Source organism: Spirosoma jeollabukense (assembly GCF_054777855.1).
Map to the genome: position 1 here is coordinate 655,961 of NZ_BAAHAD010000001.1, position 11,605 is coordinate 667,565.

At 50.4% G+C, this 11,605-nt stretch carries 9 protein-coding genes; 1 reads left to right on the forward strand and 8 read right to left on the reverse strand.

From position 1 onward, the window contains the following. Nucleotides 1-80: 80 nt before the first annotated feature. The 7 genes from ACYVEA_RS02680 to ACYVEA_RS02710 form a co-directional block, all read right to left on the reverse strand. Complete coding sequence (locus ACYVEA_RS02680; protein WP_461111767.1) at nucleotides 81-1,586, reverse strand: sugar ABC transporter ATP-binding protein; 1,506 nt, start codon at nucleotides 1,584-1,586, stop codon at nucleotides 81-83. A 105-nt stretch (nucleotides 1,587-1,691) separates the two neighbouring features. Continuing rightward, complete coding sequence (locus ACYVEA_RS02685) at nucleotides 1,692-2,321, reverse strand: DUF2291 domain-containing protein (RefSeq protein ID WP_461111768.1); 630 nt, start codon at nucleotides 2,319-2,321, stop codon at nucleotides 1,692-1,694. A gap of 6 nt (nucleotides 2,322-2,327) precedes the next feature. Continuing rightward, complete coding sequence (locus ACYVEA_RS02690; RefSeq protein WP_461111769.1) at nucleotides 2,328-3,284, reverse strand: substrate-binding domain-containing protein; 957 nt, start codon at nucleotides 3,282-3,284, stop codon at nucleotides 2,328-2,330. Nucleotides 3,285-3,461: 177 nt separating this feature from the next. Beyond that, on the reverse strand, nucleotides 3,462-4,862 hold the full coding sequence (locus ACYVEA_RS02695; protein ID WP_461111770.1) for a DUF1593 domain-containing protein: 1,401 nt from the start codon (nucleotides 4,860-4,862) through the stop codon (nucleotides 3,462-3,464). A 107-nt stretch (nucleotides 4,863-4,969) separates the two neighbouring features. Next, on the reverse strand, nucleotides 4,970-5,950 hold the full coding sequence (locus tag ACYVEA_RS02700) for a transketolase family protein (RefSeq protein ID WP_461111771.1): 981 nt from the start codon (nucleotides 5,948-5,950) through the stop codon (nucleotides 4,970-4,972). 18 nt (nucleotides 5,951-5,968) lie between these two features. Beyond that, nucleotides 5,969-6,796 carry a transketolase gene (locus ACYVEA_RS02705; RefSeq protein ID WP_461111772.1) on the reverse strand — a complete coding sequence of 276 codons (828 nt, stop codon included), beginning with the start codon at nucleotides 6,794-6,796 and terminating at the stop codon, nucleotides 5,969-5,971. A 144-nt stretch (nucleotides 6,797-6,940) separates the two neighbouring features. Further along, nucleotides 6,941-8,359: an L-fucose/L-arabinose isomerase family protein gene (locus ACYVEA_RS02710; protein ID WP_461111773.1), complete on the reverse strand. Its 1,419-nt coding sequence runs from the start codon at nucleotides 8,357-8,359 to the stop codon at nucleotides 6,941-6,943. Nucleotides 8,360-8,703: 344 nt separating this feature from the next. Here ACYVEA_RS02710 and ACYVEA_RS02715 point away from each other — a divergent pair, with 344 nt between their 5' ends. Continuing rightward, nucleotides 8,704-10,866: an alpha-L-rhamnosidase-related protein gene (locus ACYVEA_RS02715; RefSeq protein WP_461111774.1), complete on the forward strand. Its 2,163-nt coding sequence runs from the start codon at nucleotides 8,704-8,706 to the stop codon at nucleotides 10,864-10,866. Nucleotides 10,867-11,176: 310 nt separating this feature from the next. Here ACYVEA_RS02715 and ACYVEA_RS02720 read toward each other — a convergent pair whose 3' ends face one another. Next, nucleotides 11,177-11,467 (reverse strand): hypothetical protein, encoded by a 291-nt coding sequence (locus tag ACYVEA_RS02720; RefSeq protein WP_461111775.1) that lies wholly within the window; start codon nucleotides 11,465-11,467, stop codon nucleotides 11,177-11,179. Between the last annotated feature and the right edge of the window lie 138 nt (nucleotides 11,468-11,605).

Here is an 11,605-nt window from a genome sequence, read left to right on the forward strand (position 1 = left end):
ATCCCCTGAAGGGGACTTTGTTTGAGTACGAGCCAAGTCCCCTTCAGGGGATGTAGGGGGTTTCAGGCCTGTTGTAATATCTAACTAGTTTTCGGTATCGCGGCTTTGAGAATCGAGTCTTCCGACGCATCCTGCACAGTCATTTCAGCGGTTAAATTGCCTTCGCACAAGACCAGAATCCGGTCGGAAATGGCCAGAATTTCGGGCAGTTCCGAGGAAACGACAAGGATGCCCATACCTTCATCCGCCAATTGCAGAATGAGTTTGTAGATTTCGTTCTTGGCGTTGACGTCGATACCGCGCGTCGGTTCATCGAGCATCAGCAGCTTCGGATTTGTAGCCAGCCATTTCGATAACACGATTTTCTGCTGATTACCACCACTCAGGTTTCGGGCCGTTTGCTTTTCCGAAGGCGTTTTGATACGTAGATCAGCGATGTATTTTTTGGCCAGCGTCGTTTCTTTGTTCTGACTCAGGAAACCCGTTTGTTCAATGTTTTCCAAGGCCGTCAGGCTAATGTTGGTCTGCACATCCATCCCCAAAACCAGGCCATCTTTCTTGCGATCTTCCGGCACGAGCGCCATGCCCGATGCAATCGAATGAATAGGATTTTTAAACCGAACCGACTGGCCATCAATATTAACGGCACCGCTGGAGCGCTTCGGGTGGAGGCCGAACAACGTTTCTAGCAACTCGGTACGACCCGCGCCCATAAGGCCAAAAACGCCGACAATCTCACCCCGACCGACCGTGAATGAGAGGTTTTTGAGTTGATTATCCTGTACGCGAACGGGATGCTTGAGGCACAGGTTTTCGACCGAAAGTAGCGGAGCATGTACCCTATTAGTCAACTGACGGCGGATGCTGGTAATATCCCGGCCCACCATTTTGCGAATCAATGTATCGTGGTCGATGCCCTGCATACTGCCCGATTCGATGGATTTTCCGTCCCGTAAAACAACATAGCGGTCGGCAATCGTGAACAGCTCATCCAATTTATGCGAGATGTAGACAATGGCCTTGTTTTCGCGTCGCAGATCGGTGATGATATCGAATAGAACCGCGACTTCGCTTTCGCTGATGGCCGACGTTGGTTCGTCCATAATGATTACTTCCGACTCCACCAGCAGCGCTTTGGCGATCTCAACGACCTGTTGCTGACCGACTTTCAACTCAGCAACCAACGTATCGGGAGAAATGTCCAACCTGAGTTTATCCAGTAGTTTCTGGCTCGTCAGCCGCATGGCTTTCTTGTCGAGCGTGCCCCAGCGTGTAGTAATTTCGCGACCCAGAAAGATATTTTCCGTAATGCTCAGATACGGAATCAGATTTAATTCCTGGTGGATAATCGCAATGCCGCATTCCTGGGCGTCGCGGATGGAGTTGAAACGCACCGGCTCGCCATTAAAGCGAATCTGTCCTTCGTAGTCATCGTATACCCCCGACAGAATTTTCATCAGTGTGGATTTTCCCGCGCCATTTTCTCCAATCACCGCCGTTACGTTGCCCGCCAGAAATTCAAGGCAGACCGTATCCAGCGCCGTTACGCCCGAAAATCGCTTCGTGATGTTTTCTGCTACTAGCATAGTTTGATGGGCAAAAAATCATTACTGTCCAAAATACCCCCAACACCCTAAAATGGGCTTTGCTTATTATGGCACTAAGCCCCCTGAAGGGGGCTGGGGATATTTTTACTTCACTGAAATCGGGATAACTTCCAGATTATCAAGGTGAAAATGCGCTTTATTCAGCTCAATGGCTCCAACAAACTTCACCGTATTTCCGGGTTTCGCGCTGGCTTTAAACGGTGGCACCACTTTGTTCCGAATGATCGTGTTGAGTTCGGTCGATACGTTGTTCAGATCCATTGTGTTGTCAAATTCTGTAATCCTGATCAACCCCGACGCGTCTCGGGCGGCATTCCCGAAAATGTATTCGGTAGCGAGGTTTACCGATTCGCCACTGGACAGCGCAACCGTTACATCGTTGTCGCTGATGGCGGTTATTTGGCCTTCGCCCTTTACTAGAAAATAGCGGATGTTGCCGATGCCCAGCGCATGTGAGTAGGTGTCAAACGCTTTCTCTTTGTCTGTCTTCAGTAGCGAAAGAAGCGTACTCAATTCCGTTGCTGAACTCGCTCCCGCCGGAAGCAGCTTCGTTGTCCAGAACGTATTGGCGTAGGCAGCAGCATCAAATTTAGACGTAGCGTTTGCCCCAGACGTGGCTTTCACCTCATCCAGCTTCCTGAAATAGACCGAATTGTAGGCGACAAAGCCGATCAAAACCAGCAGAAGGGCGTATTTTACAATGTTTTTAGGCATGGTTCCTCAAGGCTTTTTTAGCGTGACGTAGTCCTTGATATTTCCCTGATCGACCAACTCAACGGCCACGGGTACCTTCTTCGCAAACTCCCGCTTTCCTTTGAAGTACTCGTCGGCATACTGAGCGGCTGTTTTGGCCATCGTCTGGGGCGATTGCAAACCCGTTGCTCTGATCTTGCCGTCGCGGATGGAGTTCATAACGTCGTCAGCTCCATCAAAGCCGAACACACCGACATCTTTAGCTTTTCCGGCAGCCACCAACGCCTGATAGGCTCCCATCGCCATCGCATCGTTTCCGCAGAAAACCGCGTTGATGTCGGGCTGCGCCTGTAGAATGGATTCGAGGACTTCCATTGCCTTGTTCCGATCGAAATCAGCGCTTTGCTGGGCAACCATTTTGAAATTCGGGTAGCGATCAACGACACTATGAAAGCCTTTCGAGCGGTTCCAGGTGTTGTTATCGCCCACTAAACCCAGGATTTCGACGTACTTGATCGGCGCATCTTTGGCTTTGCTACGTAGTGTTTGCACAAAATATTTGCCGATGGCCACGCAGCCCGAATAATTGTCGGACAGGATCTGGCACGTAGCGGCCTGCGGTGCGTTGACTTCCCGGTCCATGCAGAACACCGGAATACCGGCGTCTTTAGCCTTCATCGCGTTCACAATCGACCCGTCCGAATCCGTTGGGTTGAGCAGGATGGCGTTAAAACCTGAGACAATGGCATTCTCGAAATGGTCGTTCTCTAAAGCCGTATTATTCTGGGAATCAAAGATTTTCGTCTCATACCCCAACGCTTTTGCCTGAGCCGCAGCCGTTTCGGCCAGTACCACAAACCACGGATTGTTGAGCGTCGAGACAATCACGGCTACCTTTTTCGGCTGGCCCGTATCGGACTTATTCGTGCAGCTCCCGACCAGGATCAGGAGGACAAAAAGCCACAGAAAAATGAATTTATTCATAGTGAATTTAGGATCAGTTTGATCAAGCTTAAACACCCCCAACCCCCTAAAGGGGGCTTAACTCCATAAGTAGCAAAGTCCCTCGCAGTCAGCATCGGTATTGGCGGCCACGATTTTCAACCTAAAGGGGGCTTAACTCCATAAGTAGCAAAGTCCCCTTTAGGGGGTTGGGGGTGTTCACGGAAACACGGTCACGATAACGCGTTGGTAACGAGTCAGTGGCAGATTACCGGTATCGGTCACCGCCAGGATGACGTGAAATGTTTCGGGTTTGGTCACCTTTGGCGCTACGATAAAGGCGTTCATTTTCCCTTTATCCTGTACCTCAAGCGGGCGACTGCTGTCAAACGTACCCGGCTCCCGGTAATAAATCCACTCATAGGTCAACGGATTGCCATCGGGATCGGTCGAACCCTCGGCACTCAGCATGACCTTTTCGCCACTCTTCGCCCGTAACTCATTCGCGTGGTTAAGCATGGGAATGGGTGGGTGGTTCGCTTCTTTATACGGCTTCGTTGTCCAGTCGATGCGGGCGGCAAAATCATGCTGATACGCCCGGCGCCACCGCCAGATCGTGGCTTTGTTGCTGGTATGCCACGCGCTATCGGCTCCCATCACTTCATCCTCCGCATCCGACCAGAACGGGCGCGTTTCGGGTTCATAAAACCACTTGCGCATGCGAGGTGTATAGAATTCGTAGCGCCCACCCCAACTGCCATAATTCGGATGCTCGGGATCGCTTAAGCCGTTGTTAATCAGAAACAAGAACGTTGGCGTATCGCCTTCCATCAGGAATTTCGTGAACGGATGTTCGGCACCCAATGGCCCGTGATTTTTGCGGATATGTTCGTCCAGCCACGGGTTATCGACGATACTGAAATCGCCCCCTCCAAACCGCCCGTGAAAATTGTCTCCACTGATGCCGCTCCACGTAGCGTGGTGATACGCGCCACCCGCATGCATACCGGGACTGGCAATAAAAAACAGATTCGGAAAGGTTTTTCGGAGCCACGGACCCGAATCGTCCTGATCCGAAATGGTGTAGACACGCAGCTTTGACACGAATTTCTCGACGTCATCGGGTGTGCGGGTCTGGCGAACTTTCCAGAGTGCCTGCGCGAGGCAGTTGGCTCCACCCCAAACCGGAATCCAGACCGGACGACTGTCTTTTTTATCGACTACCGAAATAATCCAGTCCGAGCCTTCAGAATCTTTACCGGGCCCAACGGCCTCCATGCCGTAGTTTGGGTAACTCGCCTTAATGATACTGGTCAGATACGCTGTTTCCGGGTAGCCTTTTTCGTGCAGCAGCAAATTCGTTCTAACTTTTCCATAGGCCGTTACGATCTGTTTTATCTTGTCGGGCGCTACCCGATTTGGCTGGTGAATGGAAGTCGTCGCAATAAGGCCCTCTACGTCCCACTGGTTCGAATACGTCAGGAAACGCACCATCGACTGCGCATCATCCGGCTCATTCTCAATATCGGTCAGCACTAACACGCGCAGTTTCTGGGGCGCTTGCTGGGCGTGAGATACGAGTGACAGCGCTAGTAGCAGAAAAGTAAGTAGGAATTTCATGGGTTTAAGGGTAGGGATCACAGAGCCTTGGTTTACCCCCAACCCCCTAAAGGGGGCTTTGTATAAGAGTGAGCCAAGTCCCCTTTAGGGGATTTAGGGGTATTTCATCATTTATCAAGCAACGCCAACGCTTCTTTCACAATGCCGTCCTCCGACAAACCGTAGTGATTGAAAATCTCTACCTGTGAGCCCGTAACGGTGTATTCGTCGGGAATACCCATGATTTTGAACCGGTTACGAAAGCCGTTGGTCAGCAGGAATGACGCGCAAGCTTCGCCCAGACCGCCAAACACACTGTGTTCTTCGACGGTCAGGATCGGGCAGCCTTTAGCCGCTACGTCCGCCAGCAGATCGTAATCCAGTGGCTTAATCGTGTGCATGCTAATCACTGTCGAACGGAGGCCGTGTGTGGCTTCCAGTTGGCGGGCCGCCTGTAGTGCGGGATAAACCGTTTCGCCGGTTCCGATCAGCACCAGATCGTCACCTTCGCAGATAACCCTACCCTTCCCAAAGTCAAAATCCTGATTTTCCTCCGACAGCAGTGGCATCGCCTTTTTGCCGAATCGGATATAAATCGGATGCTCCGTTTGGGCAGCTAGTCGGATGGCTTGCTCTGTCTCGAAATTATCAGCTGGCGCTACCACGATCAGGTTATGCACGGCCCGTAGCGCGGCAAAATCGTGGAGGCTGTGGTGCGTCGAACCCAAGGCCCCGTAGCTAACCCCCGCGCTGATGCCGATGAGTTTGACCGGATTATTGGAATACGCTACGTCGGTTTTGATCTGCTCAAATGACCGCGCCGTCAGGAAACAGGCGGGGGATACGGCAAAAACTTTCTTGCCCGTTGACGCCAGACCAGCCGCCACTCCCACCAGATTTTGCTCGGCAATCCCGATTTCAATGAGCTGGGACGGGTATTTCTGACCAAACGGCACGAGTTTCCCCGACCCCCGCGAATCGCTGGTGACGGCCAGAATCTGCCGATCAGTGCTGGCTAACTCCTGCAACGTACTGGAAAACACATCCAGATTCGCTTGGGCCGCATTAGGCTGGGCTTTTTTATCAACTACTGTAATTACTTCTCCCATGAGATTTATTGATTCAGCTTACTGCAACGCCATTTCTGCCTCCGCCAACTCGTCCTGCGCCAACGCGTATTGCTCCGGATTCGGTACACCGTGGTGCCATTTCAACTGGTTTTCCATGTAGCTGATTCCCTTGCCTTTGATGGTATGCGCGATGATCAGACTCGGTTTTCCCGGCTCAAAAGGCAGTGCATCGAAGGCGTCGGTAAGGGCCTGGAAATCATGCCCATCTACGTGACGTACCGCCCAGCCAAACGCTTCAAACTTCCTGTCGAGGGGATCGGTGCTACACACGTCCGCCGTTGGTGCTGTGATTTGCAACCCGTTTTTATCGACAATGGCGCAGAGGTTATCGAGCTTATAGTGAGACGCTAGCAAAGCCGCTTCCCAGTTGGAGCCTTCTGGCAATTCGCCATCGCCCAGCAACGTAAACACACGATAGGCAAGTTCGTCCAGCTTTGCCGATAGGGCCGTGCCGACGCTCAATGACATGCCGTGTCCTAGGGAACCCGTATTCTGCTCAACACCAGCAACCTTTTTCGTGGGGTGACCAATGTAATGCGACTTGTACTGGCACAAGGTTTCCAGATCCGATTCGGGGAAAAAACCTTTGTCGGCCAGCACGACATAGAGTGCTTCGACGGTGTGGCCTTTGCTCTGAATATAGCGGTCACGGGTGGGCGATTGGGCCGTTTCAGGGCTGACATTCAGTACGTAATTATAGAGCACGTTCAGAATGTCCACGCACGACAAACTGCCGCCCGTATGCCCAGCCTTGGCCCCTACGATGTATTTGAGAATGTTTTTTCGGTAAAGAACCGACTTGCGGGCTAACTCCTGTGGCGTCATGATTTTGGTATTGAACAATTCAGAGATGGATAGAACACGGATTTTATGATCTATATGATTCGTTATGATTTAAGATCAGGAGCCCTTTCTCCAATGAATCATATAGTAATCTTACCAATCATACAATCAGCCTGCTATTGAGACTTAGTGGTTGTACACTTCCCAACCCATGTAGTTCTCCATCGCTTCGGTCAGGATTCCGGCGGTTTTAGAAGCATTCATAACTACATGGTGCTCAAAGCCGTTTCGGCAAATGTATTTCATCAGACCCTGGAGGTTGTCGATCTGTGCGACAGCCCGGTTGCCGAACGTATTCAGCGCATCGTCGGTCAGGGCACCTTCGCCAACGTAGGCCTTGATAACGCCTTTCGTATCGTCCGTGCTGATACGTCCGAAGGTGAGCGGAGACGCCGGTGTCCGGCCATCCAACGCACCATAGGTATTTTCTTCGCCAATGGTCGTGCCCAGAATGGGCGCTGTACTCATCTGAATATCAGGCAAAAACGACTTTGCCCAGTTGCCGCAGTGGAACAGCACGCATTTGTTTTCGTCGTCGGCGTAGTTATTATTCCAATCGACTAATGCGCTCGGCGAACCAGAGGCCAGCTGCATCGCATACATGCTCAACGTACCCGTTACATCCACTTCGCAGGCGCTCGGCAGCATGTTCTCGCTCATGATGCTCATGCTCGTACACACGTTACAGCCATAGTTTTGCTGAAGCGATGTCCAGCACTGAATGGCCGTTGCGTCGAGCGAATGTTCAGCCATGAAGTTATTCAGCACTACGTCTAATTTGGCAATCTGAATAAGTTTATCGTCAGGTGTGCGCCCCGTAGGTGTGTAGGCCTTGATGGCATCGAGCCGTTCTTTTACCGATTGATCGGCAGCAGTCAGTTTATTGGCATGGCCCAGAATCTGCGACAGATCGACCGTGACGACCGAAATGCCATTGCGCTGGAGAATTTTTTCGCTGTAACGTACTGTATTAAAACCACCCGGACGAGCACCGATGGCTCCAATCCGAACGTTACGTAGTCCTTTCACTACCCGACAGGTTGCCGCAAAATCGAGCAGATCGCGATGGAAACTAGGGTCTGACGGATGCACGACGTGCTTGGTCGTCAGCGAATATTTGATGCCGAATTGATGGAGGTTATTGCAGACCGAGATTTTGCCGCACCACGCATCCCGCCGACGCGCTACGTCCAAGCGATTCAGATCATCGGGATACGCCTGAATAAGCACCGGTACGTCCAGCCTGGCCCATTTCAACGTTTCGGCAACCCCTTTTTCGTCACCGAAATTGGGCAGAACCACCAGCACGCCCATGATCTCACTAGCATGATTTCGGAACAGCTCGGCACATTTCTGCGCTTCCTGAAACGTTTCTACGCCACCCAATTTCGTGGCAGACTCATCCAGCATAATGGGATTAATACCTGCTTTCTGAAACGCTTCGAGCAAATCGGCCCGACATTCTGCTACTAATCTATCCGGGAAGAAATCCCGGTTACCAATAATAACGCCTAGGGTTACAGGTTCACTCGTTTTTATACTCATGGGGTTAGTATCTCGCTACAATCAAGTCAATTTAGTAGGCTGGCAGGACGCCCTGACGCAGGGCGTCCTGCCAGCCTACTTAGCAAAGGTAAAAACAATAAATAGAAAATAAAACAAATAAATAGAAGATAACCTTAGTATAAAATGCCCATAGGTTTAAAAAATCTCGGAAGCTATACAGGTTAAAACTAAGCATACAAAGCCCTTTAAGCGCTACAAATCACACCTTTAAGCTATTTTATAGTATCTATCTTATGTTTAGTTTAAAAATAGCTTCAATATTTTCTTTTGCTTTCTAAATCATCCTTATTTTTGCCTTTCTATTAATTCTGCTTTCTACTAAAATGAAAAAAGCCCTTCCGTTCGTCTGTTTACTGCTATCGCTTGTATCACCTGGTTTTGCTCAGAAACAAGCTACCTGGATCTGGTATCCGGGCGATTTCGAGATCTGGCTGGGTAATAACATGCAAAACCGACGTACTGAACGGGGAACATTTTTACCGCCTTTCTGGAAGCTGGACAGTCATTATAATCTGATTGATTTTCACAAGGATTTCGATCTGGCGCAAGCCGAAGAAGTAGACTTGTTTGTGGAAGGGAAATACAACGTCAAGATTGATGGGAAGTCGTTTCCGGGCTATCCGAAGCGGATTATGGTGCCCGCCGGAAAGCATAAAGTGAGCCTTAAAGTATTCTGTCAGGATCGGGTTCCGGCTATTTTTGTTAAAGGCAAAAACGTGGTGTCCGATGCTACGTGGCTGGTTACGTTCGAGGATAAAGAGTGGATTGACGAAACGGGCAAAGCCTCCGATCAGTCGGGCACAACCTGGCTCAAAGCGGGTTCCTGGAATTTTAACAGCGCGCAAACACCACCGTCCAAATTTAGACTGAATACCGAAGAGAGGACTGCCGTGAAAGTGGATAAAAAAGCGGGTTCGCTCCTGCTAGACTTTGGCAAAGAAACCTTTGGCTTTATCAAACTGAAAGGGTTATTGGGCAAAGGGAACGTCAATATCTACTACGGCGAATCGCGGGAAGAAGCGCTGGCTACGGCAACCTGCGAAACCACCGATTTTTTGCAGATCGACCAGATGCAGAAACGGGATTCGGTGATGGAGCTGACCAAGGCATTTCGCTACGTCAATGTGCAGTATGACGGCAGCGTCTCGGTGGATTCCGTTTCGATGCTGTACGAGTTCCTGCCCGTTGCCGACCGGGGCGGCTTTCGCTGTTCCGACGAGCAGATCAACAGGATTTACGATGTAGCAACTTATACGCTCCACCTCAACACCCGTGAGTTTTTCATCGACGGCATCAAACGCGACCGCTGGATCTGGTCGGGCGATGCGGCACAGAGTTACCTGATGAATTACTACCTGCTATTCGACTCGCCCTCGGTGACGCGCACGCTGCTGGCACTACGGGGGAAAGACCCCGTTACGAGTCATATCAACACCATTATGGACTACACATTTTACTGGTTCATAGGCATTTATGATTATTACCAGTACACCGGCGATAAAGCATTCATCCAGCAATTTTACCCGCGCATGCAAAGTCTGATGGACTATTGTCTGGGGCGTCGGAACAAGAACGGCTTGCTGGAAGGCCTGGCGGGCGACTGGGTATTCATCGACTGGGCCGATGGGTTGAGCAAAAAGGGCGAGGTTAGTTTTGAGCAATTGCTGTTTGCCCGCAGTCTGGAAACGATGGCCCTCTGCGCCAACATCGTGAACGACGCCCCGAATGCGACAAAATACAATCAACTAGCGGCCGATGTAAAAGGAAAACTGTTCAGTTCGTATTGGAATGAGAGCAAACACGCGCTGGTGCATAGCCGGGTGGACGGCGTGCCTACGGAGAACGTAACGCGCTACGCGAATATGTTCGCGATCTTCTTCAATTACCTGGATGACGCCAAGAAACAAGCCGTTAAGCAACATGTGCTGCTCAATCCTGACGTACCGAAAATCACGACGCCCTACATGCGTTTCTACGAACTCGAAGCCCTTTGCGCCCTGGGGGAACAGACTTACGTAACGAAAGAAATCAAAGATTACTGGGGCGGTATGCTGAACCTCGGCGCTACGTCTTTCTGGGAAGAATACAATCCGGCAAAAAAAGGCGCTGAACATTACGCGATGTATGGCCGCGATTTTGGCAAAAGCCTGTGCCACGCCTGGGGAGCCAGCCCGATTTATCTGCTGGGCAAATATTACCTTGGCGTCAAACCGACTTCGCCCGCTTACGCTACGTATCTAATTGAACCACATCTCGGTGGCCTTCAATGGATTGACGGCAAAGTACCCACGCCCGACGGCGACGTTAGGGTGTATTGTAGCACCAACCAAATCAACGTAACGGGAGCCGCCGGAACCGGGACGCTACGGTTCAAAAGCAAAGCCAAACCCGTTTGCAAACAAGCCGACGTGCGTTCGGTAAGTGCCGGCTTGTATGAGGTGACAGTAGAGAAAGGAAAGAGTTACGTAGTGAGTTATAGGTTGTGAGCTGTATGCTCTTCCTCACCAGCCCAAAGCGTGTGCTATGTGTTGTAAGTACTCCACCCTTGCTATAAATTAGATCGATCCATCTGTTATTCAGTCTGCTAAGCACGACGGCAAATGCAACTAGCAACCCACTCAGTATCGACATAATAACGACTATTCCCGGAGCAAGCTCATCAGAAGGTGGAATAGTAGACAGTAAGATTACTTTAAACAGGAAGAGAAAACCAATTAGTTTACCTGCTTTGTTTTTCATCGCTACTAACGTTGTTCTGGCATCGAATCTATCTGGCGTTCTCATGCGGTTTACAAGCTAACTTCCGGCGAGGGGCGTTCCGAAGATACCAACCGCTAGTTCGGCCCAAATCAGGAACAGTGCTAGCAGAAGAACGGCACAAATAGCGATTCGGTACTCGATCTTGTGTACATCCCTCAGGACAAGCTCACACAGGAGACCCGTGCCGAAAAGCAGGACACCCGCTACGATAAAATCAAATACACTCCAGTTCACTTCATGGGTGAACTGCATCGCAATGAATGGGATGAGCAACAGCGTTGCTACGGCGATCATAATGCCCGTAAGGCGTTTGTTTTCAGTAATCATACATGGTTCGTTTTAGAATGATGGCAAATTTATCAAAGAACTTTGTATTACAAAGTGAATGAGTAAAAAAAAACTATTTGACTCGTCGCACATCACTGCGTATACCTCTGGTTATTTCTCATTGATTTCATGAAATAA

Bases quoted from the DNA above. Each gene is read 5' to 3' on its own strand.
- ACYVEA_RS02705 (WP_461111772.1), bottom strand. From the start codon at position 6,796: ATGACGCCACAGGAGTTAGCCCGCAAGTCGGTTCTTTACCGAAAAAAC.
- ACYVEA_RS02685 (WP_461111768.1), bottom strand. From the start codon at position 2,321: ATGCCTAAAAACATTGTAAAATACGCCCTTCTGCTGGTTTTGATCGGC.
- ACYVEA_RS02700 (WP_461111771.1), bottom strand. From the start codon at position 5,950: ATGGGAGAAGTAATTACAGTAGTTGATAAAAAAGCCCAGCCTAATGCG.
- ACYVEA_RS02695 (WP_461111770.1), bottom strand. From the start codon at position 4,862: ATGAAATTCCTACTTACTTTTCTGCTACTAGCGCTGTCACTCGTATCT.
- ACYVEA_RS02710 (WP_461111773.1), bottom strand. From the start codon at position 8,359: ATGAGTATAAAAACGAGTGAACCTGTAACCCTAGGCGTTATTATTGGT.
- ACYVEA_RS02680 (WP_461111767.1), bottom strand. From the start codon at position 1,586: ATGCTAGTAGCAGAAAACATCACGAAGCGATTTTCGGGCGTAACGGCG.
- ACYVEA_RS02720 (WP_461111775.1), bottom strand. From the start codon at position 11,467: ATGATTACTGAAAACAAACGCCTTACGGGCATTATGATCGCCGTAGCA.
- ACYVEA_RS02715 (WP_461111774.1), top strand. From the start codon at position 8,704: ATGAAAAAAGCCCTTCCGTTCGTCTGTTTACTGCTATCGCTTGTATCA.
- ACYVEA_RS02690 (WP_461111769.1), bottom strand. From the start codon at position 3,284: ATGAATAAATTCATTTTTCTGTGGCTTTTTGTCCTCCTGATCCTGGTC.